Annotated in this window: 21 protein-coding genes; 15 read left to right on the forward strand and 6 right to left on the reverse strand. The window is 73.8% G+C overall.

The window, feature by feature from the left end; all coding sequences use genetic code 11:
- Positions 1–116 precede the first annotated feature (116 nt).
- Complete coding sequence (locus ABD899_RS09135) at positions 117–1442, forward strand: M20/M25/M40 family metallo-hydrolase (RefSeq protein WP_345204886.1); 1326 nt, start codon at positions 117–119, stop codon at positions 1440–1442.
- 106 nt (positions 1443–1548) lie between these two features.
- On the opposite strand, the gene ABD899_RS09140 is transcribed toward ABD899_RS09135, so the two are convergent.
- Entirely contained in the window at positions 1549–1746 is a 198-nt protein-coding gene (locus tag ABD899_RS09140) for a DUF5703 family protein (protein ID WP_345204888.1), read from the reverse strand.
- Positions 1747–1783: 37 nt separating this feature from the next.
- On the opposite strand from ABD899_RS09140, the gene ABD899_RS09145 reads away from it, so the two are divergent.
- A complete protein-coding gene (locus ABD899_RS09145; RefSeq protein ID WP_345204891.1) occupies positions 1784–2188 on the forward strand; it encodes a hypothetical protein in 405 nt (134 codons plus the stop codon).
- Between the two features lie 15 nt (positions 2189–2203).
- Here the strand turns inward: ABD899_RS09145 and ABD899_RS09150 are convergent, their stop codons facing one another.
- Positions 2204–3148 carry an aldo/keto reductase gene (locus ABD899_RS09150; protein ID WP_345204894.1) on the reverse strand — a complete coding sequence of 315 codons (945 nt, stop codon included), beginning with the start codon at positions 3146–3148 and terminating at the stop codon, positions 2204–2206.
- Between the two features lie 43 nt (positions 3149–3191).
- On the opposite strand from ABD899_RS09150, the gene ABD899_RS09155 reads away from it, so the two are divergent.
- On the forward strand, positions 3192–4283 hold the full coding sequence (locus ABD899_RS09155) for an LLM class F420-dependent oxidoreductase (protein WP_345204896.1): 1092 nt from the start codon (positions 3192–3194) through the stop codon (positions 4281–4283).
- Positions 4284–4319: 36 nt separating this feature from the next.
- Positions 4320–5183: an undecaprenyl-diphosphate phosphatase gene (locus ABD899_RS09160; RefSeq protein WP_345204897.1), complete on the forward strand. Its 864-nt coding sequence runs from the start codon at positions 4320–4322 to the stop codon at positions 5181–5183.
- 216 nt (positions 5184–5399) lie between these two features.
- Here ABD899_RS09160 and ABD899_RS09165 read toward each other — a convergent pair whose 3' ends face one another.
- Complete coding sequence (locus ABD899_RS09165) at positions 5400–6404, reverse strand: magnesium and cobalt transport protein CorA (protein ID WP_345204899.1); 1005 nt, start codon at positions 6402–6404, stop codon at positions 5400–5402.
- Between the two features lie 70 nt (positions 6405–6474).
- Here ABD899_RS09165 and ABD899_RS09170 point away from each other — a divergent pair, with 70 nt between their 5' ends.
- From ABD899_RS09170 to mshC, 8 genes are read left to right on the forward strand one after another with little or no spacing between them, the layout of a single operon-like run.
- The gene (locus ABD899_RS09170; protein WP_345204901.1) at positions 6475–7176 is read left to right on the forward strand and encodes an MSMEG_4193 family putative phosphomutase; all 702 of its coding nucleotides are present in this window, start codon (positions 6475–6477) and stop codon (positions 7174–7176) included.
- 59 nt (positions 7177–7235) lie between these two features.
- Positions 7236–7925 carry an energy-coupling factor ABC transporter permease gene (locus ABD899_RS09175; protein WP_345204902.1) on the forward strand — a complete coding sequence of 230 codons (690 nt, stop codon included), beginning with the start codon at positions 7236–7238 and terminating at the stop codon, positions 7923–7925.
- On the forward strand, positions 7922–8272 hold the full coding sequence (locus ABD899_RS09180) for a PDGLE domain-containing protein (protein ID WP_345204903.1): 351 nt from the start codon (positions 7922–7924) through the stop codon (positions 8270–8272). The genes ABD899_RS09175 and ABD899_RS09180 overlap by 4 nt, the downstream gene beginning before the upstream one ends.
- 1 nt (position 8273) lies before the next feature.
- A complete protein-coding gene (gene cbiQ / locus ABD899_RS09185; RefSeq protein WP_345204904.1) occupies positions 8274–9035 on the forward strand; it encodes a cobalt ECF transporter T component CbiQ in 762 nt (253 codons plus the stop codon).
- On the forward strand, positions 9032–9763 hold the full coding sequence (locus ABD899_RS09190) for an energy-coupling factor ABC transporter ATP-binding protein (RefSeq protein ID WP_345204907.1): 732 nt from the start codon (positions 9032–9034) through the stop codon (positions 9761–9763). Before cbiQ ends, ABD899_RS09190 begins: the two co-directional genes overlap by 4 nt.
- A 10-nt stretch (positions 9764–9773) precedes the next feature.
- The gene (locus ABD899_RS09195) at positions 9774–10331 is read left to right on the forward strand and encodes a DUF3090 domain-containing protein (protein WP_345204910.1); all 558 of its coding nucleotides are present in this window, start codon (positions 9774–9776) and stop codon (positions 10329–10331) included.
- Positions 10309–11139, forward strand: coding sequence for an SCO1664 family protein (locus ABD899_RS09200; RefSeq protein ID WP_345204912.1), 831 nt, complete (start codon positions 10309–10311; stop codon positions 11137–11139). The genes ABD899_RS09195 and ABD899_RS09200 overlap by 23 nt, the downstream gene beginning before the upstream one ends.
- 23 nt (positions 11140–11162) lie before the next feature.
- Positions 11163–12416, forward strand: a complete 1254-nt coding sequence (gene mshC / locus ABD899_RS09205; RefSeq protein ID WP_345204913.1) for a cysteine--1-D-myo-inosityl 2-amino-2-deoxy-alpha-D-glucopyranoside ligase — start codon at positions 11163–11165, stop codon at positions 12414–12416.
- A gap of 55 nt (positions 12417–12471) precedes the next feature.
- On the opposite strand, the gene ABD899_RS09210 is transcribed toward mshC, so the two are convergent.
- Positions 12472–13320: a PAC2 family protein gene (locus ABD899_RS09210; protein ID WP_345204914.1), complete on the reverse strand. Its 849-nt coding sequence runs from the start codon at positions 13318–13320 to the stop codon at positions 12472–12474.
- Positions 13321–13373: 53 nt separating this feature from the next.
- On the opposite strand from ABD899_RS09210, the gene ABD899_RS09215 reads away from it, so the two are divergent.
- Positions 13374–14066, forward strand: a complete 693-nt coding sequence (locus ABD899_RS09215; protein ID WP_345204916.1) for an HAD family hydrolase — start codon at positions 13374–13376, stop codon at positions 14064–14066.
- Here ABD899_RS09215 and ABD899_RS09220 read toward each other — a convergent pair.
- Both ABD899_RS09220 and metH read right to left on the reverse strand, forming a co-directional pair.
- A complete protein-coding gene (locus tag ABD899_RS09220) occupies positions 14037–14882 on the reverse strand; it encodes a RecB family exonuclease (protein ID WP_345204918.1) in 846 nt (281 codons plus the stop codon). The genes ABD899_RS09215 and ABD899_RS09220 overlap by 30 nt on opposite strands.
- 170 nt (positions 14883–15052) lie before the next feature.
- A complete protein-coding gene (gene metH, locus ABD899_RS09225) occupies positions 15053–18841 on the reverse strand; it encodes a methionine synthase (RefSeq protein WP_345204920.1) in 3789 nt (1262 codons plus the stop codon).
- Between the two features lie 71 nt (positions 18842–18912).
- Here metH and ABD899_RS09230 point away from each other — a divergent pair, with 71 nt between their 5' ends.
- Positions 18913–20022, forward strand: a complete 1110-nt coding sequence (locus ABD899_RS09230) for a site-2 protease family protein (protein ID WP_345204922.1) — start codon at positions 18913–18915, stop codon at positions 20020–20022.
- 11 nt (positions 20023–20033) lie between these two features.
- A complete protein-coding gene (locus ABD899_RS09235; protein WP_345204924.1) occupies positions 20034–21020 on the forward strand; it encodes a tRNA (adenine-N1)-methyltransferase in 987 nt (328 codons plus the stop codon).
- Positions 21021–21042: the final 22 nt, after the last annotated feature.

Consider the following 21042-nt stretch of genomic DNA (forward strand, 5'->3'; position numbering starts at 1 on the left):
GCAAACCCACGTGAGTCAACGACTCACACCACGCGGGCATCTTGACGTGAGGCAACATGATCCGTCCGGCTCCGCGGCCCCGCCCGGGTGGCCCGCCGCCGCCTATGGTGGTCGCCATGAGCGACACCGTGACCCGCGCCGAGGACGAGGTCGTCGAGATCTGCCGGGACCTCATCCGCATCGACACGAGCAACTTCGGTGACGGGAGCGGCCCCGGAGAGGCGGAGGCGGCGGCGTACGTCGTGGCCAAGCTGCGCGAGGTCGGCCTGGAGCCGCAGACGTTCGAGAGCGACCCGGGGCGGGTCAGCGTCGTCGTGCGCATCCCGGGCGCCGACCGGGAGCGGGGTGCGCTGTGCATCCACGGCCACCTCGACGTCGTGCCGGCCAACGCCGCCGACTGGTCGGTCGACCCGTTCGCCGGCGAGGAACGCGACGGCTGCATCTGGGGCCGCGGCGCCGTCGACATGAAGGACATGGACGCCATGATCCTGGCCTGCGTGCGCGACCTCGCCCGCACCGCCACCGTGCCGCCACGGGACCTCGTCGTCGTCTTCTTCGCCGACGAGGAGGCCGGCGGCCGCAAGGGCTCGCACTTCCTCGTCGAGCGGCATCCCGAGGTGTTCGACGGCGTCACCGAGGCGATCAGCGAGGTCGGTGGCTACAGCGTCACGGTGACCGACCGCGACGGTGAGGAGCGCCGCACCTACCTCCTCCAGACGGCGGAGAAGGGCATCGCGTGGCTTCGGCTCACCGCGCACGGCCGGGCCGGGCACGGGTCGGTGCCCAACGACGAGAATGCGATCGTCCGGCTCGCCGAGGCCATCGCGCGGATCGCCGCGCACAAATGGCCCCGCGAGTACATCCCCTCGGTGCGCACCCTGCTCGACGGCCTCGCCGAGCTCACCGGCACGAGCTGGTCCGACGAGGACCTCGAGGAGCTGCTCGCCCACCTCGGCGGCGCCCAGGGGTTCGTGCGCGGCACCCTGCAGGACACGAGCAACGTCACGATGCTCGACGCCGGCTACAAGCACAACGTCATCCCGCAGCACGCGAGCGCCAACGTCGACTGCCGCTTCCTGCCCGGCCACGAGGAGCAGCTCATGGCGACGATCGCCGACCTCGTCGGGGAGCACGTCGACATCGAGGTGCTCAACCGCGACATCGCCCTCGACGCGCCCTTCGAGGGCGATCTCGTCGAGGCGATGGTCGCGGCGCTGCGCACCGAGGACCCGGAGGCGGAGGTCCTGCCGTACTGCCTGTCGGGCGGCACCGACAACAAGGCGCTGTCGCTCCTCGGCATCACGGGCTACGGCTTCGCGCCGCTGCGCCTGCCCGCCGACCTCGACTTCGCGCCGATGTTCCACGGCGTCGACGAGCGCGTGCCCGTCGAGTCGCTGCGGTTCGGCACCCGCGTGCTCGGGCGGCTCATCGCGACCTGCTGACGACCCAGCTGACCGACCGGGGGCCGGGACGTGCTCGGGCCGAAGCGCCCCGCGTGGGCTGCGACCTGCTGACGACCCGGCTGACCGACCGCGGGCCGGGACGTGCTCAGGCCGAGGCGCCCCGCGTGGGCCGCGGCCGGATGATCCTGCGCCGCAGCCGGGTTCGGGTGCGCCCGCCCACGTAGATGCGGGTGCGCTCGAGCTCCCAGCGGCCGTACTCGGCGTGCTCGGTGAGCCGTCGGCGGATGTCGGCGCGGTCGGTGCCCCGCCCGAAGGACAGAGTGAGGTACTCGTACTCGACCATCGCCACATTGTGCCCAAGGACGAGTAGCGTCAGCACCATGAGCGCCGACCCGCGTGCCGCACTGAACCAGCTCGTCGCAGCCTTCGAACGCCACCTGGAGGCGAGCAGCACCCGTCACGGGGACGACGACCCCACCGTGGTCGCCGCCTACGAGGACCTCGCGGACGCCTTCGAGGCCTACGACGGCGCGCTCTACGACGCGTACGGAGAGATGACCCCCCTCGACATCTACACCGACGAGGGCGACGGCGACGAGGGCGACGGCACCGAGGACACCGAGGCGCTCGACGACCACGACGACGAGGACGGCGACGGCACCCAGCTGTACTCGGGGCTGGACGACGACATCGACTTCGACGAGGACGACGACGAGGAGTCCGAGGACTCCGACGGCGACGACGAGGGCGACGAGGGCGACGACACGGACCCCGACGACCGCTGAGCCCTCAGGGTCTGCTCAGGCGTGGTCGGCGGAGACCTCGTCGAGGGCCTGGACGATCTGCTCCGGCAGCTCCACCGCCTCGGACTCGAGCAGCGTGGCGAGCTGGGCCGGCGTGCGCGGCCCGACGACCGGCGCGGTCACGCCCGGACGGTCGCGCACCCACGCGAGGGCCACGACCGCGGGGGCCACGCCGAGCCCGGTGGCCGCGGTGTGCACCGCCTCGACGACGCCGTGAGTGTGGTCGCCGACGTGCCGTCCCGCGAACCCGGCGAACTCGTCGGAGGCCAGTCGCGAGTCCGCCGTGAGCCTCGTGCGGTAGCGCCCGGCGAGCACTCCGCGGCCGAGGGGCGACCAGGGCAGGAGGCCGAACCCCAGGGCGCCGGCGGCGTCGACGAGCTCGCGCTCCGGCATCCGGGCGACGAGGCTGTACTCGACCGAGTTCGCGACGAGCGGAACGCCGGATGCCGCGAGCAGGGACATCGTGCGCGCCGCCTGCCAGCCGACGTGGTTCGACACCCCGACGTAGCGGGCCCGGCCCGACTCCACCGCCCACACGAGCGCGCTGACCGTCTCCTCGACCGGCGTCTCCTCGTCCCACGTGTGGGCGAGCCACACGTCGACGTGGTCGGTGCGCAGGCGCCGCAACGACGTCTCGAGCTGGTGCATCATCGCCCGGCGCGAGCAGTCGACGACCCGGGCCCCCGTGGCCCGGCTGATGCCGGACTTCGTGACGAGCACGACCTCGTCGCGGTCCGGCCCTTCGAGCAGGTCTCCGAGCAGCTCCTCGGCGAGGCCCCCGGCGTACCCGTGGGCCGTGTCGACGAGTGTGCCGCCGGCCGAGCGGAAGGCGGCGAGCAGGTCGCGGGCGTCCTCGGGGGAGGTTCGGGTGCCCCACGCCATCGTCCCGAGGGCGAGCCGCGAGACGGCGAGCCCCGAGCTGCCGAGGCGCCGCGTCCGCATGGCTGCGACCCTATCGCCCGGCTCGCTCGCTACGGTGGGCGCCATGCGGCTGGCGATCACCTGCGGATACGCGGGCATGGGACTGGACAGGGACACCCTCGAGCTCGTCCAGGTGGCGGAGCAGCTCGGGTACGCGCAGGCCTGGGTGGCGGAGGCCTACGGATCCGACGCCCCCACGGTGCTCGCCTGGCTCGCGGCCCAGACCTCGACGATCGGCCTGGGCGCCGGGGTCATGCAGATCCCGGCCCGCACCCCGGCCATGACGGCGATGACCGCGGCGACGCTCGACACGCTGTCCGGTGGCCGCTTCCACCTCGGGCTGGGGGTGTCGGGGCCCCAGGTGAGCGAGGGCTGGCACGGCGTGCGCTTCGCGGCGCCGCTCGCGCGCACCCGCGAGTACGTCGACATCGTGCGGATGGCGCTGCGCCGTGAGCAGGTGCGGTACGCCGGTGAGCACTTCACCCTGCCGCTGCCGGACGGCCCCGGAAAGGCCCTGCGGCTGACGATCCGGCCGCAGCGGGCCGACCTGCCGCTCTACCTGGCCGCCGTCGGGCCGCGGAACCTGCGCCTCGCGGGGGAGGTCGCCGACGGCTGGCTCGCGATCTTCCTCTCACCCGAGCACTGCGCCGACCAGGTGGATGCCGTGCGCGCCGGTCGCGTCGCCGCCGGCGCGGGGGAGGGGGCTGACCCGATGGCCGGGTTCGACGTCGTCGCGACCGTCCCGGTCGTCGTGACCGACGACCTCGAGGTCGGCCGGGCCGCCGTGGCCTCCTACACCGCCCTCTACGTCGGTGGCATGGGCAGCCGCACGCAGAACTTCTACAACTCCCTCGTGCGCCGGATGGGGTTCGCGGACGTCGCCGACGAGGTCCAGGCCCTTTACCTCGAGGGTCGCGCCCGGGACGCGGCGGCCGCCGTGCCCTTCGAGCTCGTCGACGCCACGGCCCTCGTCGGCCCGCCGGAGCGCATCGCGCAGCGGATCGGCCGGTACGCGGCGGCGGGCGTGACGACGCTGAGCGTCGCCCCGTTCGCCCTGACCACCGTCGACCGGGCCCGGGTCCTGCGGACCGTCGCCGCGGCCCTGGCCGCCTCCGCGGACCGGCCCGCAGCCCCCTCGGGCCCGGAGACACCCTGACCGGGGCCGGCACGGCCTGACCTAGGATGTCGGGTCGTGCCCGTCGAACTCACCTACTTCCAGGCCGTCGTCCTCGGTGTCGTCGAGGGACTGACCGAGTTCCTGCCGATCAGCTCGACCGGGCACCTCACCATCACCGAGCAGCTGCTCGGCCTGCCCGTCGACGACCCCGCCGTGACGGCATACACGGCCATCATCCAGATCGGTGCGATCGCGGCGACCTTCCTCTACTTCGCCGCGAAGATCGCCCGGCTGTTCCTGGCCTGGGTGCGGGGTCTGCGCTCGGTGCAGGGGCGCAGCGACCCGGACTACCGGCTCGCGTGGGTCGTCATCGTCGGCTCCCTGCCGGTGGGCATCGTGGGCTTCCTCGCCCGCGACCTCATCTCGGGGGCGCTGCGCAGCCTGTGGGTCGTCTCCGCGGCCCTCATCCTGTGGAGCGGGGTCATCTGGTACGCCGAGCGCCGCCACGACCAGCTCGAGGCGGTCGGCGACCAGCGCGACGAGCACGGCGTGACGCTCAAGGACGGCCTCGTCATCGGGCTCGTCCAGTGCTTCTCCCTCATCCCGGGCGTCTCGCGATCCGGTGCGACGATCTCCGCCGGCCTCATCCGCGGCATCGACCGCGTGACCGCCACCGAGCTGTCGTTCTTCATGGCGATCCCCGCCCTCACCGCGGCCGGGCTCTTCGAGGCCGCGCGCGGCACCGAGGCCGTCATCGCGCTCGGCGTCGGGCAGATGGCCGTCGGCGTCGTCGTCGCCTTCGTCACGGCGTACGCCTCGATCGCCTGGCTGCTGCGGTTCGTTGCCACGAACTCGCTGAGGCCCTTCATCTGGTACCGCGTCGCCCTCGGCCTCGGGGTCGCGGTGGCCCTGTCCGCGGGCTGGATCACCGCCACCTGACCGACGAGCCGCCCGGCCCGTCGGGGTCGGACACGCTCGCGAGCGAGTCCACCAACAGGCAGTGGTCGTGGCCGGATCGCGTGCTGAGCACGAGCAACGGGCGTCCGAGGCCCCCACTGCCTGTTGGTGGACGCACCACGGAGGGGAGTCATCGTCCACGACCCCACGGCATGTCCGGCGACGCACCCACGAGCGCCGCCCCGGCGCCGTCCGGGGTCAGAGCCAGCCGCTGCGCTTGAACGCCCGGAACAGGCCCAGGCACGCCACCGCCATGAGCGTGACCACGGCGAAGTAGCCGTAGTGGACCTCGCGGCCCCCGACGTCGACGCTCGCGACGAGCTCGGGCATGAACTCGAAGTTCATCCCGTAGATGCCCGCGACCATCGTCGGCACGGCCGCGATCGCCACCCACGCGGAGATCCGGCGCATGTCGGAGTTCTGCTGCACCGTCACCTGGGCCAGGTGCGCGCCGAGCACGTCGGTGAGCAGCCGGTCGTAGGACTCGACGTGCTCGATGACGGACTGGAGGTGGTCGGACACGTCGCGGAAGAGCAGCCGCAGCTCGTGGTCGGTGACGTGCGGGTGGTCGGTGGCGTGGAGCGCGTGCAGCGGCGCGGCCAGGGGAGCCGCGGCCCGACGGAACTCGAGGACCTCCCGCTTGAGCCGGTAGATCGTCGAGGAGTCGATGCCGTCGTCGGAGAAGACCCGCGTCTCGATGTCCTCGAGGTCGGTGCCGACCTCCTCGTCGATGACCCGGTAGCCGTCGACGACGAGGTCGACGATGGCGTGCAGCACGCCCATCGGCCCCCGCCGGAGCGCCTCCGGGTCGGCCTCGAGCCGGTGCCGCAGACCCGTCAGCGGGCTCGCCTCGCCGCGGCGCACCGTGACGATGAACCGGTCCCCGACGAAGCACATGAGCTCCCCGGTCTCGATGTCCGAGGACTCCTCGACGTAGCGCAGGGGCTTGAGCACGACGAAGACGCTCGTGTCGTAGAGCTCGACCTTGGCCCGCTGGCGACCCTTGATCGCGTCCTCGACGGCGAGCGGGTGCAGCCCCAGCTCGTCGTTGACCTCGTCGAACTCGGCGAGCGTCGGGTCCTTGAGCCCGATCCACAGGAAGTCGCCGGGTGCGCCGCTGCTGCGCAGTGCGGCGAGCTCGTCGCTGAGGTCACCGCACGGGCGGCGCGTCCCACCCGCGTACAGGGCCTGGTCGACGATCACGAGGGCCATTGTGTCGGAGCGCCGGCGCCCGCACGCGGCATCGACGGCGCGCGGCATACGATGTCGCCTCGTGGCCATCGTCCTGCTCCTGCGCCACGGTCACTCGACCGCGAACGCCGACGGGATCCTCGCCGGGTGGACCGAGGGGGTGGGGCTCACCGACACCGGGCGCGCCCAGGCGGCACGGGTCGCCCAGCGGCTCGCCCCCCTCACCATCGCCCGGGCCGTGTCGAGCCCCCTGCAGCGGTGCGCCGAGACGGCATCCATCGCGCTCGAGGGCCACGACGTCCTCGTCGACGAGCGCCTCGGCGAGTGCCACTACGGCGCGTGGACCGGCCGACCACTCGCCGACGCCGCCCGCGACGACCTCTGGCGCGTCGTGCAGGACGACCCCGCGACCGCGACCTTCCCCGCGCACGAGCACTTCCGCACCGAGTCGCTCGGGGAGATGGCCGCCCGCGTCGTCGGCGCCGTCCGAGCCCTCGACGCCGAGGTCGAGGCGGAGCACGGCCGGGATGCCGTGTGGGTCGCGGTGAGCCACGGCGACCCCATCAAGTCGGTGGTCGCCGAGGCCGTGGGGGCCGGCCTCGCCGGGTTGCAGCGGGTGCGGGTGGACCCCGGGAGCATCACCGCGGTGCAGCTCACCCGAACCCGGATGGTGCTCCTCGCGAGCAACACGGTCGACGGTGACCTCGCACCCCTCGTCGCCGTGCCGAGGCACGCCCCGGCCGGGGACTCCGAGGTCGGGGGTGGGAGCGGCGGGCAGGGCTGACCCCGGGTAGTCTTGTTGCAACTCATGAGCAACAAGGCCCGCGACCGGTAGGAGCACCCGTGCACGTCCCCGACGGCTTCCTCGACGCGCCGACGTCCGTCGCCACGGCCGTCGTGGCCCTCGGGGCGGTCGGCTACGCGCTGCGCGGAGCCCGTCGCGAGCTCGACGACCGCGTCGCGCCGCTCGCCGGGCTCGTCGCCGTCTTCGTCTTCGCGGCCCAGATGGTCAACTTCCCGGTGGGGGCGGGGACGTCGGGCCACCTGCTCGGTGGGGCCCTCGCCGCGGTGCTCGTCGGCCCGCGCACGGCCACGGTCTGCCTCACCGTCGTCGTCACCGTGCAGGCCCTGCTCTTCGCCGACGGGGGAGTGAGCGCGCTCGGCACGAACGTGCTCCTGCTCGCGGTCGTCGGCCCGTGGGTCGGGTACGCCGGCTTCGTCGCCGCCCGCGCGGTGCTGCCCGCACGCCTGCCGTTCGTTCCGGTCGCCGCAGCGGCGGGCGCCCTCCTCTCGGTCGTCGCGGTGGCGATGGTGTTCGTCGGGCTCTACGCCGTCGGTGGCGCGGCGCCGATCCCCCTCGACGCGCTCGTGACCGCGATGGGGACGTGGCACCTGCTCATCGGCCTCGGCGAGGCGACCATCACCTTCCTCGTCGTCTCGAGCCTCGTCGCGACCCGCCCCGACCTCGTCCACGGGGCCCGTCCGGTGCTGCCGCGCGCCGACCTCGTCGTCCGCCCGCCGGTGGCCGCGTGAGCCGCCGACGGCCCCGCCCCAGCACCCGCACCGTCGTCGTCACCGGCCTGGTGCTCTCGCTCCTCGTCGCGGCGGTCGTCTCGGCCTGGGCGTCGTCCCACCCCGACGGCCTCGAGCACGTCGCGGAGAGCCTGGGGTTCGCGGACACGGCCCGGGAGTCCGTTGCCGCCGGGTCGCCGCTCGCCGACTACGCCGCGCCCGGGGTGGCCGACTCGAGGCTCTCCGGGGGACTGGCCGGCCTCGTCGGGGTCGGCGTCGTTGCCCTCGTCATGGCCCTGCTCCTCGGCTGGCTGCGCCGTGGGCCCGCCGACCCGGGGAGCCTCGAGCCAGCCGACCGGGAGGGGTGACGTGGGCACCGGCCACACCGCCCGCCTGCACGTCGACGGCTCCTCGGCCCTGCACCGGCTCCCGCCGCACGCGAAGCTCGTCGGCCTCGTGCTCTTCGTGCTCGCCGTCGTCTCGGTGCCGGCCGGGGCTCCCCTCGTCCTCGCCGGCCTGCTCGGGGTGGCCGCCCTCACGCTGGCCTCGACGGCGGTGGCCTGGCGCCACCTCCTGCCCCGCCTCGCGGTCGCCCTGCCGGTCGTCGTCTTCGCCCTCGTCCTCCCCTTCGTGGCGACCGGCCCGCACGAGCAGCTCGGGCCCGTCACGGTGAGCACTTCCGGGCTCGCCGCGGCCTGGAGTGTCCTCGCGAAGGGGCTGACCGGCGTGCTCGCCGCCGTCGCGTTCGCCGTGACGACCCGCCCCACCGACCTCGTCGCGGCGCTCCAGCGGCTGCGGGCCCCCGACCTCGTCGTCATCGTGCTGTCGTTCATGGTCCGCTACCTCGGCGTCGTCACCGACGAGCTGGGGCGGATGCGGGTCGCGCGCGAGTCCCGGGCCTTCCGCGGCCGCGGGGTGCGGGCCTGGCCGGTGCTCGCCGCCGGCTCCGGGGCCCTGTTCGTGCGCAGCTACGAGCGCGGGGAACGGGTGCACCTGGCGATGCTCAGCCGGGGCTTCACAGGCCGGCTGCCCGTCGTCACCGCCTTGACGGCCACCCCGGCCCAGTGGGTGCTCGCGGTGACGCCCGCGGTGGTGGCCGCGACGGCATCCGTGGCGGTGCGCGTCCTGTGAGCGTCCCCGTCCTCGACCTGCGTGGCGTCGCGTACGCCTACCCCGGCGGTCAGCAGGCGCTCTTCGGCGTCGACCTGCACGTCCACCCCGGGGAGCGGGTCGCCCTGCTCGGCCCGAACGGCGCCGGCAAGACGACGCTCGTGCTGCACCTCAACGGGATCCTCACCCCCGGCCGGGGGACCGTGACGGTGTCCGGCCTGCCGGTCGGCACCGAGACGCTCCTCGAGGTGCGGCGCCGGGTGGGCATCGTGTTCCAGGACCCCGACGACCAGCTCTTCATGCCGACGGTGCGCGACGACGTCGCGTTCGGGCCGGCGAACCTCGGCCTGCGGGGTGCCGAGCTCGAGGAGCGGGTGCGGGAGGCCCTCGCCCTCGTCGGGGTCGCCGACCTCGCCGACCGAGCCCCGCACCACCTGTCGTTCGGCCAGCGCCGACGGGTCGCCATCGCGACCGTGCTCGCCATGCGGCCGGAGATCCTCGTCCTCGACGAGCCGTCGTCCAACCTCGACCCGGCCTCGCGGCGCGAGCTCGCCGACATCCTGCGCTCGCTCGACGTCACCGTGCTCATGGTGACCCACGACCTGCCGTACGCGGTCGAGCTGTGCGAGCGCTCGGTGGTCCTCTCCGAGGGCACCGTCGTGGCCGACGGGGCCACCCGCGACGTGCTCGGGGACGCCGAGCTCATGGCTCGCCACCGCCTCGAGCTGCCCGTGGGGTTCTCGATCTAGGGTGGTGGACATGGCATCCACCGTGTTCGACCCGCCCGAGCGCTTCGTCGCCGGGACCGTCGGGCCGCCCGGCGGCCGCACGTTCTTCCTCCAGGCGAGCGGTGGGGGCCGCCTCGTGTCCGTCTCGCTCGAGAAGTTGCAGGTCAGCGTGCTCGCCGACCGGGTCAACGACCTGCTCGACGCCCACGCCGAGGGCACCGCGACCGAACCCGTCGGCGACGGTGACACCGCCCCGCTCGCCACCCCCATCGAGGACGAGTTCCGCGTCGACACCCTTGCCCTCGCCTGGGACCCGACCCGCCGCGTCGTCGTCATCGAGTGCCATGACCAGGACCCCGAGGAGACCGACGAGGCCGACCTGGCCGGCGACCCCGAGGCCGGGGAGCCGACCGCCCCGAGGTCACCCGTCCAGACGCTGCGCGTCGTGCTCAGCCCGCAGGCGGCCCGGGCCTTCGCCCGGCGCTGCGCCCGCGTCGTCTCCGCCGGGCGTCCGTCGTGCCCGTTCTGCGGCCAGCCGCTCGACCCCACCGGCCACATCTGCCCCCGTGCCAACGGCTACCGACGCTGAGCTCGTCGAGCTCCTCACGACCGGGCACCTCACCCCCGTCGGGCGGATCGTCGACTCCTCGAACGGCGCGCTGCTGTGCTCCGTGGATGCCGGGGCCGCGTCCGGTGGACCGTCGCCCGCGTCGGGCGGGCCGGTGCTCGTCATCCACAAGCCGGAGGCGCACGAGCGGCCGCTCTGGGACTACCCCGACGGCACCCTCGTCGCCCGCGAGCGGGCCGCCTACCTCGTGAGCGCGGCCGGCGGGTTCGACGTCGTCCCGCCGACGGTGCTGCGCGACGGGCCACTCGGCCCCGGCTCGGTCCAGCTGTGGGTCGGCCCGGTCGAAGGGCCCCGCGAGGCGCTCGTCGACGTCACGCCGGCGGGGGAGGTGCACGAGGGCTGGGTCGTCGTGCTCGAAGGACGCACCCCGGCCGGCGAGCCGGTCGTCGTCTCGCACAGCCGCGAGCCCGCCCTGCGCACCGTCGCCGTCCTCGACGCCGTGCTCAACAACTCCGACCGCAAGGGCGGACACCTCCTGCGCGACGGTGCCGTCGTGCGGGGGTGCGACCACGGGGTGAGCCTGGGCGTCGAGCCCAAGCTGCGCACCGTGCTCTGGGGCTGGGCGGGTGACCGGCTGCCGGCGGCCGACGTCGGCCGCCTCGAGACCCTCCTCGACGCCCTCGCCGCCGACCTGGCCGCCGAGCTCGCCGACCTGCTCACCCGGGCCGAGGTCCGGGCCCTGCGGGCCCGCACCGAGGCGCTGCTGCGCACGCGACGGCACCCGCACCCCCAGCCCGGCTGGCCGGCCATCCCGTGGCCGGCGCTGTAGCCGCCGCCCCGTAGTCTTGCCCGGTGAAGTCGTGGCCCGCCCCGTTCGTCCCCGCCGTGCCCGGCCAGGGTGACCCGCTCGCCCTCTACGACACCCGGACGAGGTCGGTGCGTCCCGTCGACGCCGGGCCCGTCGCGCGGCTCTACGTGTGCGGCATCACCCCCTACGACGCGACGCACCTCGGGCACGCCGCCACGTACGTCACCTTCGACGTCGTCGGTCGCGTGCTGCGCGACACCGGCCACCGGGTCGAGTACGTCCAGAACGTCACCGACGTCGACGACCCGCTCCTCGAGCGCGCGGCGCGCGACGGCCGCGACTGGCGCGAGCTCGCCACCTCCGAGATCGAGCTCTTCCGCGAGGACATGACCGCCCTCGCGGTGATCCCCCCCGACGACCTCGTGGGGGTCGTCGAGTCGATGGACGAGATCACCGATGCGGTGCGGGCGCTCGTCGCCCGCGGCGCGGCGTACCGGGTGCCCGTCCCGGCCGCGGAGGGCTCGGGCGAGGACATCTACCTCGACCTGGCCGAGGCTCCCTCGTTCGGCGAGGTGTCGGGGTGGTCGCCGGAGCAGATGGATGCCGTGTTCGCGGACCGCGGCGGCGACCCGGACCGGGCCGGCAAGCGCAACCGGTTCGACCCACTGCTGTGGCGTGCCGCCCGTGCGGGCGAGCCGTCGTGGGAGGACCTCATGCTCGGCGCCGGCCGCCCGGGGTGGCACATCGAGTGCACCGCGATCTCGTTGGCCCACCTCGGCCACCCGTTCGACATCAAGGGCGGTGGCAGCGACCTCGTCTTCCCCCACCACGAGATGAGCGCCGTGCAGGCCGTCGCGCTCACCGGCGGCGACGTCTTCGCCCGGCACTACGTCCACCAGGCGATGGTCGGCTACGAGGGCGAGAAGATGAGCAAGTCCAAGGGCAACCTCGTGCTCGTCTCCCGCCTGCGGGCCGATGGCGTCGAGCCGATGGCCGTCCGCCTCCTCCTGCTCGACCGGCACTACCGCACCGACTGGGACTACACCCCCGACCTGCTCGACGTCGCGACGGCGCGCCTGGAGCGGTGGCGCGAGGCCCTGTCGGTCAACGAGGGCGCCGACCCGGCATCCACGATCGGCGAGGTGCGGGCAGCCGTCGCCACCGACCTCGACACCCCGGCCGCGCTCGCGGCCGTCGACGCGTGGGCCGAGCGCACGCTCGCCGGGCAGTGGGACGACGCGGCGGCCCCGGGGCTCGTGGCACGCACGGTGGATGCCGTGCTCGGCGTCCGGCTCTGACGCTCGGGACGGACCAGCTGACCGGCCGGCCGGCCGACACCCCCGACGTGCCGACCTAGGGCTCGTCGGTGCCCCGCCGGCGCAGGTAGCGCTCGAACTCCTTCGCGATGGCGTCGCCGCTCGCCTCGGGCAGGTCGGCGGTGTCCTGGGCCTCCTCGAGGCTCTCGACGTACTCGGCGACCTCGGCGTCGGACGAGGCCAGCTCGTCGATGCCGCGCTCCCAGGCCCGCGCGTCCTCGTCGAGGTCGCCGTGCTCGATGGGCGCGTCGAGGAGCTCCTCGAGGCGGCTCACGAGGGCCAGGGTGGCCTTGGGCGACGGGCTGTGCCCCGCGTAGTGCGGCACGGCGGCCCAGGCCGAGATCGAGGGGACGCCGACCTGGTTCGCGGCGTCGGCGAGCACGCCGACGATGCCGGTGGGCCCCTCGTAGGTGCTCATCTCGAGGTCGTGGCGGTGCCGGGTGTCCTCGTTGTCGGAGGTCGCGGACACCGGGATGGGGCGGGAGTGGGCGACGTCGGCCATGAGGGCGCCCAGGGTGACGACGGTCGTGACGTCGGCGGTCTGGGCGAGCTCCATGAGCTCGATCGCGAAGGCGCGCCAGCGGAACGAGGGCTCGACGCCCTGGACGAGGACGACGTCGCGGCCCAGCGAGGTGTCCGTGGCGACGAGCACCCGGGTCGTGCGCCAGCTGATCCGGCGCCGGCCGTTCTCGAGGAGCACCCGCGGGCGGTTGACCTGGAAGTCGTAGTAGTCCTCGGGGTCGAGGGCCGCGACCATCTCGGCGTCCCAGATGTCGGCGAGGTGCTCGACGACGGCGCTCGCGGCCTCGCCGGCGTCGTTCCATCCCTCGAACGCCGCGATCATGACCGCGTTCCGCAGCTCGGGCAGGTCTTCGAGCTCGATCACCGCGTCCTCCTCTCGTCAGGACCCCACCCTACGGCTCCGTAGACTCGTGCCCCATGAGCCTGCCCGCAGCGGTCCTCTGGGACATGGACGGAACCCTCGTCGACACCGAGCCCTACTGGATCGCCGCGGAGCACGAGATCGTCGAGGAGCACGGGGGCACGTGGAGCGACGAGTTCGCGCACCAGCTGGTCGGGAACGACCTCATGGTGTCGGCGACCTTCATCCGGGACCACTCCGCGGTGGGGTGGGAGCCCGAGCGGATCGTCGACGAGCTCCTCCTGCGGGTCATCGACCGAGTGCGCGCGCACGTCCCGTGGCGCCCGGGCGCCCGCGAGCTGCTCGAGGCGCTGCGCTCCGAGGACGTGCCGAGCGCCCTCGTCACGATGTCGTGGCGCTCGCTGGCGGATGCCGTGCTGGACGCCCTGCCCGACGGCACCTTCGCGGTCGTCGTGACCGGCGACGAGGTGTCGCACGGCAAGCCGCACCCCGAGCCCTACCGTGCGGCCGCACGTCAGCTCGGTGTGGCCCCGCAGGACTGCGTGGCGATCGAGGACTCACCCACGGGGGTGCGCTCGGCGGTCGCCGCCGGAGTGCCGACGCTCGCCGTGCCGCACGTCGTCGCCGTGCCGGAGCTGCCGGGAGCGGTGCACCTCGACACGCTCGCGGGCCTGACTCCCGCGGGAGTCGCCGACCTCGCCCGGGCTGCGCTGGCGACCTCAGTCGTCGGCGGGCACGAGCGCCCCTGAGCTGGCGGGGTCGAGGGCGATCTGCGAGGCCCCCTCGGGCAGCGGCGGAGGAGTGCCGCCCCACGCCGGGCACAGGTCGCGGAAGTCGCACCAGTCGCACAGCCTCGAGGTGCGCGGACGCCAGTCGCCGGTGCGGGCGGCCTGCACGACGGCATCCCAGATCGCCCGCACGGTGCGCTCGACGGCGCGCAGGTCGCGCTCGTCGGGGGCGTAGCGCACGACCTCGCCGTTGCCGAGGTAGACGAGCTGGAGCAGCCGCGGCACCTCGCCGTGGATGCGCCACAGGACGAGGGCGTAGAACTTCATCTGGAACAGCGCCTTGGCCTCGAACAGCTCGCTCGGGGAGCGGCCGGTCTTGTAGTCGACGACCCGCATCGCGCCGTCGGGGGCGACGTCGAGGCGGTCGACGTACCCGCGCAGGGTCAGCCCCTCGACCTGGGTCTCGACGTACAGCTCGCGCGCCGCGGGCTCGAGCCGCGTGGGGTCCTCGAGGTCGAACCACTGCTCGACGAGGGCGCGAGCCCCGGCCAGCCAGCTGTCGTGCGTCAGCTCGTCGTCGTCGTCGATCATCGCCGTGAGCTCGGGACGCTCGTCGACGAGGGCCGCCCAGCGCGGCTCCAGGAGGGCCACGGCCGCGGCCGGGGTGCGCTCGGCCGCCGGGAGGTCGAAGAGGTGCTCGAGGACGGCGTGGACGAGCGTGCCCCGGGCCGCGGCGGGGGAGGGCGGGCCCTCGAGCTTGTCGATGGTCCTGAACCGGAACAGCAGCGGGCACTGCTTGAAGTCCGCGGCGCGGCTCGGGGACAGGGCGGGGGTCATGAGGCACACCGTATGCCGGGCCGCCGACAGGCCCGCGGACGCCGCGCGAGACGTGGGCGATGATCGTCGGGGAGTCGGGGAGTCGGGGAGTCGGGGGGTCGGGGGGTCGGGGAGGCGGGCAGGCGACGGTTCTCACCACGTCCACGGGCCGGGGGACCCCCGCGGGAGGCTCAGTCCTCGGGCTGGTAGCCCAGGGTCGGGCCCAGCCACCGCTCGGCGGTGCGCAGGTCCCACCCCTTGCGCGCGGCATACGACTCGACCTGGTCCCGGCCGAGGCGCCCGACGACGAAGTACTGGCTCTCGGGGTGAGCGAAGTACCAGCCCGACACCGAGGCACCGGGCCACATCGCCATCGACTCGGTGAGCCGCACACCGGTGCGGTCGGGGCCCCCGAGGAGCGCCATGAGCGTCTCCTTCTCGGTGTGCTCGGGGCACGCCGGGTAGCCGGGGGCCGGACGGATGCCGTCGTACCGCTCGTGGACGAGGTCCTCCATCGTCAGCTGCTCGTCGGGCGCGTAGCCCCACAGCTCGCGGCGCACCTTCTCGTGGAGGCGCTCCGCGAACGCCTCGGCGAGCCGGTCGGCGAGGGACTCCAGCAGGATCGCGGAGTAGTCGTCGTGGTCGGCCCGGAACGCCGCGAGGTGCTCCTCGATGCCGAGGCCCGCGGTGACCGAGAAGGCGCCGACGTGGTCGGCGATGCCGGTGTCCTTGGGCGCCACGAAGTCGGACAGGCACTTGTTGGCGACCCCCTCGCGGTGCTGTCCCTGCTGGCGCAGGCCGTGCAGCGTCGTGAGGACGGTCGTGCGGGCCTCGTCGGCGTAGACCTCGATGTCGTCCCCGATGCCGTTGGCCGGGAAGATGCCGACCACACCGCGGGCGGTCAGCCAGTGCTCGGACTCGATGCGGTCGAGCATGGCCGTCGCGTCGTCGAAGAGGGCCCGCGCCTGCTCGGACGTCGCCGGGTTGTTGAGCACGTCGGGGTAACGGCCCTTGATCTCCCACGCCAGGAAGAACGGCGTCCAGTCGATGTAGCGGCGCAGCTCGCCGACCGGGAAGTCCTCCCAGACCCGGGTGAACTGGGTCGGTCCGCGGTGCCAGTGCGCGTCCGGGGGGCCGGACCAGCGGTCGGCGCTCTGCTGGGCGAGGAGGTGGGGCCGCATCGGCCGGTAGGAGGCCCAGTCGATGCGCGTTCGGTTGGCACACGCCTGGTCGTAGCTCGCGAGCGGGCGCTCGCCCGACTTCGCCGCGTGCCGGGCGCGGATGGCGTCGAAGTCCTTGCTCACGCCGTCGAGGAACGGTCCGCGCTGGTCCGCCGAGAGCAGCTGGCTGACGACCGGGACCGACCGGGAGGCGTCCTTGACCCACACGACCGGTCCGGAGTACTGGCCGTCGACCTTGACCGCCGTGTGCGCCCGCGAGGTCGTCGCCCCGCCGAGGAGCAGCGGGATGTCGAAGCCCTGGCGCTCCATCTCGGCGGCGACGCGCACCATCTCGTCCAGGCTCGGCGTGATGAGGCCGGACAGACCGATGATGTCGGCGCCGACCTCCCTGGCCGTGTCGAGGACCTTCTGGGTCGGCACCATGACGCCGAGGTCGACGACGTCGTAGTTGTTGCACTGGAGCACGACCCCGACGATGTTCTTGCCGATGTCGTGCACGTCTCCCTTGACCGTCGCGGTGACGACGAGCCCCTTGCTCCGGCGGCGCGCGGCCTCGTCCTTCCCGGCCTCGATGAAGGGGATGAGGTGGGCGACGGCCCGCTTCATGACCCGGGCCGACTTCACGACCTGGGGGAGGAACATCTTGCCGTCGCCGAAGAGGTCGCCGACGACGTTCATCCCGTCCATGAGCGGGCCCTCGATGACCTCGAGCGGCTGCCCGCCGGCCGCGGCGATCTCGAGCCGCAGCTCCTCGGTGTCGTCGACGACGTGCTCGTCGATGCCCTTGACGAGCGCGTGGGTGATCCGCTCCCGCACCGGCAGCGAGCGCCACTGCGCGGCCGCGGGGTCGGCCTCCTCGCCGCTCGTGCGGTAGTCCTCGGCGATCGTGAGCAGGCGCTCCGTCGCGTCGGGGCGCCGGTTGAGCACGACGTCCTCGATGGCGTCGCGCAGCCGCTCGTCGACCGTGTCGTAGGGCTGCAGCGCGCCGGCGTTGACGATGCCCATGTCCATGCCCGCCTTGATGGCGTGGTAGAGGAAGACGGCGTGGATCGCCTCGCGCACCGCCGTGTTCCCGCGGAAGCTGAACGAGACGTTCGAGACCCCGCCGGAGACGAGGGCGTGGGGGAGGTTGCCCTTGATCCAGCGGGCGGCCTCGATGAAGTCGGTGCCGTAGGCCGCGTGCTCCTCGATGCCCGTCGCGACGGCGAAGATGTTCGGGTCGATGATGACGTCCTCGGCGGGGAAGCCGACCTCGTCGACGAGCAGCCGGTAGGCCCGGGCGCAGATCGCCCGGCGGCGCGCGAGGTCGTCCGCCTGCCCGTCCTCGTCGAACGCCATGACGACGACGGCCGCCCCGTAGCGGCGCGCGAGCCGGGCCTGGGTGAGGAACTGCTCCTCGCCCTCCTTGAGCGAGATCGAGTTGATGATCGGCTTGCCCTGGGTCACCTTGAGCCCGGCCTCGATGACCTCCCACTTGCTCGAGTCGATCATGAGGGGCACCCGGCAGATGTCCGGCTCGGAGGCCACGAGCTTGAGGAAGCGGTCCATCGCGGCGACGCCGTCGATCATCCCCTCGTCCATGTTGACGTCGATGACCTGGGCGCCCGCCTCGACCTGCTGGCGGGCGACCCCGAGCGCGGTGCCGTAGTCGTCCTCGGTGATGAGCCGGCGGAACCGGGCCGAGCCGGTGATGTTCGTGCGTTCGCCGACGTTGACGAACAGGCTGTCGGCGTCGACGACGCACGGCTCGAGCCCGGCCAGGCGCAGCGCCGGCGCGACCTCGGCCGGCTCCCGCGGCGAGGCCCCGGCAACGGCATCCGCGATGGCCGCGATGTGCGAGGGGGTCGTGCCGCAGCAGCCGCCGACGACGTTGACCAGCCCCGCGGACGCGAACTCGCCGACGACCCGGGCCATCGCCTCGGGGGTCTCGTCGTACTCGCCGAACGCGTTGGGCAGCCCGGCGTTCGGGTGCGCCGAGACGAAGCAGTCGGCGAGGCGCGACAGCTCGGCGACGTAGGGGCGCAGCTCCCCGGCGCCGAGCGCACAGTTGAGCCCGATCGCGAGCGGGCGGGCGTGCCGCACGGAGTACCAGAACGCCTCGGTCACCTGGCCCGACAGCGTGCGCCCGGACGCGTCGGTGATCGTGCCGGACACCATGACCGGCCACCGCCGTCCGTGCTGCGCGAACAGCGTCTCGAGGGCGAAGACGGCGGCCTTGGCGTTGAGCGTGTCGAAGACCGTCTCGACGAGCAGCACGTCGGCGCCGCCGTCGACGAGCCCGCGCGCCTGCTCGAGGTAGGCCTCGACGAGCTCGTCGTACGTGACGTTGCGGGCTCCCGGGTCGTTGACGTCCGGTGAGATGGATGCCGTGCGGTTCGTCGGCCCGAGCGCGCCCAGGACCCAGCGCGGCCGGTCGGGCGTGCGGTCGGTCATCGCGTCCGCCTCGGCCCGGGCCAGGGATGCCGCCGCCACGTTGAGCTCGTAGGCGACGTCCTCCATCGCGTAGTCGGCGAGGGAGATCCGCTGCGCGTTGAACGTGTTCGTCTCGACGAGGTCGGCGCCCGCCTCGAGGTAGCCCCGGTGCACCTCGCGCACGATCTCGGGCCGGGTGAGCGAGAGGAGGTCGTTGTTGCCCTGCTGCTCGCTCGGGTGGCCGGCGAAGCGCTCGCCCCGGTAGTCGGCCTCCGAGAGCCCGTAGCCCTGGATCATCGTCCCCATCGCGCCGTCGAGCACGAGGACCCGCTCGCGCAGGGCGGCGGTGAGGGCGGCGGTGGCGTCGGGGCGGTGCTGCGGGGTCACGTGTCGTCGCTTCGGGTCGGCAGCGGGGGCGAGGGATCAGTATGCCGCCAACCTCACGTAGGGTCCGTGGCATGTCCGACGAGCAGGCCCCGCCCGGCGCCCTGCGGCTCGGCCGCGTCGCCGGTGTCCCGGTCTACCTCGACCGCACCTGGCTGCTGCTCGGCGCCTTCGTCGCCTGGACCGGCTGGCGCGCGGGCAGCGACCTCGGCACCGGGACGGCGCTGGCCTACGCGGCGTGGCTCGTCATCGGCATCCTCGTCGCGGTCCTCGGGCACGAGGTCGCCCACGCCGTCGCCGCGCGGCTGCTCGGGTTCCGGGTCCACCGCATCGTCGCGACGCTGTGGGGTGGGCACACCGCCTACGACGGCACCGGCACGACGCCGGGTCGCGCGGCGGTCGTGGCGGTCAGCGGTCCGCTCGCCAACCTCGCGCTCGCCGCGCTCGGGGCGGCGGCGACCGTGCTCCTGCCGTGGCCGGCATCCCAGTTCGCCTCGTCGGTCATGGTGCTCAACCTCCTCCTCGCCGGGTTCAACCTGCTGCCCGGCCTGCCGCTCGACGGCGGGCAGCTCGTGCACTCGCTCGTCTGGGGGGCGACCGGCCGCCGCGACCTCGGCCTCGTCGTCGCGGGGTGGTGCGGCCGGGTGCTCGCCGTCGGGGTCGTCCTCGTCTACGCCGTGCTCCCGCTGGTGCGGGGCGAGGTCGACGTCGTCACCCTCGTCCTCGCGCTCGTCATGGCGTGGATCCTGTGGGCCGGCGCGACGGCGGCGGTGCGGCGGGCCCCGTACGAGCGGCTGCTCGACCGGCTCCGGCTCGAGGACGTGCTCGAGCCCGTCGCCCTCGTGCCCGCCGTGACGACCGTGGCCGAGCTCGGGCGCCCGGACCGCCGGGTCGTCTCCCTCGACGAGCGCGGGATGCCGACCCTCCTCCTCCCGCTGCCGTCCGACGACGCCCCCGACGTCGGGGACGTCGACCCGGGCACCCGGCTGGCCTCGCTCCTCGTCCGGCTCCCCGACGCGTCCGTCGTCGACCTGCCGCCGGGGTCGACGTGCGAACCCGTCCTGCGGGCGATGGCGACCTCGAACTGGGGGGCCGTCGTCGTCACCTCGGCAGGGCGCCTGCTCGGCCTCGTCACCTCCGACCGGCTCAATGCCGCCGCCGAGCGCGTGCTCCGCCGCAACTAGACTGCCCGCCCATGACACCACCGACGGGCGCCGAGCGGCGGCGCGGCCCCCTGTGCGCGGGGGAGCGCGTCCAGCTCACCGACCCGAAGGGCCGGATGCACACCATCGCGCTGACGCCCGGCAAGCAGTTCCACACCCACCGGGGCCACCTCGCCCACGACGAGCTCATCGGGCGACCGGACGGGTCGACGGTCACGAACACCGCGGGTGTCGAGTACCTCGTGCTGCGCCCCCTGCTCGCCGACTACGTCATGTCGATGCCGCGCGGCGCCGCGGTCGTCTACCCCAAGGACGCCGGCCAGATCGTCATGATGGCCGACATCTTCCCCGGCGCCGTCGTCGTCGAGGCCGGAGTGGGGTCAGGGGCCCTGTCGATGTCGCTGCTGCGGGCGGTGGGGGAGTCCGGGCACGTGCACTCCTTCGAGCGCCGTGCGGACTTCGCCGAGATCGCGCGCGCCAACGCCCGCGACTACTTCGGGGCCGACCACCCGGCGTGGACGGTCACCGTGGGCGACCTCGTCGAGGCCCTGCCGCGCACCGTCCCCGCCGGCACCGTCGACCGCGTCGTGCTCGACATGCTCGCCCCGTGGGAGTGCCTCGACGTCGTCGCCGAGGCGCTCGCGCCCGGCGGCGTGCTCATCTGCTACGTCGCCACGGCGACCCAGCTGTCCAGGGTGGCCGAGGGGATGCGCGACCACGGCACCTTCACCGAGCCGCAGGCGTGGGAGTCGCTCGTGCGCGGCTGGCACCTCGAGGGCCTCGCGGTGCGGCCCCAGCACCGGATGCACGGGCACACCGGGTTCCTCGTCACGACCCGCCGCCTCGCCCCGGGCGTCACCCCGCCGCTGCGCAAGCGCCGCCCGGGCCGGGGCTACGTCACCGCCGAGGAGGCCGACGAGCAGGACTGGACGCCCGAGGCCCTCGGTGAGCGGGTCCCCTCCGACAAGCGGGTGCGCAGGGTGCGACGATCGGTGACCGAGACCTCCCCGCTGCCGTGAGCTGCGCGGGTTATCGTCGAGC

Source organism: Fodinibacter luteus, assembly GCF_039541575.1.
GTDB classification, from domain to species: Bacteria; Actinomycetota; Actinomycetes; order Actinomycetales; family Dermatophilaceae; genus Fodinibacter; species Fodinibacter luteus.

What these genes read in the sequence shown, in the direction of transcription:
- ABD899_RS09150 (WP_345204894.1), bottom strand. Translation starts at nt 3,148, where the DNA reads ATGCGGACGCGGCGCCTCGGCAGCTCGGGGCTCGCCGTCTCGCGGCTC.
- ABD899_RS09135 (WP_345204886.1), top strand. Translation starts at nt 117, where the DNA reads ATGAGCGACACCGTGACCCGCGCCGAGGACGAGGTCGTCGAGATCTGC.
- ABD899_RS09155 (WP_345204896.1), top strand. Translation starts at nt 3,192, where the DNA reads ATGCGGCTGGCGATCACCTGCGGATACGCGGGCATGGGACTGGACAGG.
- ABD899_RS09140 (WP_345204888.1), bottom strand. Translation starts at nt 1,746, where the DNA reads ATGGTCGAGTACGAGTACCTCACTCTGTCCTTCGGGCGGGGCACCGAC.
- ABD899_RS09235 (WP_345204924.1), top strand. Translation starts at nt 20,034, where the DNA reads ATGACACCACCGACGGGCGCCGAGCGGCGGCGCGGCCCCCTGTGCGCG.
- ABD899_RS09145 (WP_345204891.1), top strand. Translation starts at nt 1,784, where the DNA reads ATGAGCGCCGACCCGCGTGCCGCACTGAACCAGCTCGTCGCAGCCTTC.
- ABD899_RS09195 (WP_345204910.1), top strand. Translation starts at nt 9,774, where the DNA reads ATGGCATCCACCGTGTTCGACCCGCCCGAGCGCTTCGTCGCCGGGACC.
- ABD899_RS09220 (WP_345204918.1), bottom strand. Translation starts at nt 14,882, where the DNA reads ATGACCCCCGCCCTGTCCCCGAGCCGCGCCGCGGACTTCAAGCAGTGC.
- ABD899_RS09230 (WP_345204922.1), top strand. Translation starts at nt 18,913, where the DNA reads ATGTCCGACGAGCAGGCCCCGCCCGGCGCCCTGCGGCTCGGCCGCGTC.
- ABD899_RS09215 (WP_345204916.1), top strand. Translation starts at nt 13,374, where the DNA reads ATGAGCCTGCCCGCAGCGGTCCTCTGGGACATGGACGGAACCCTCGTC.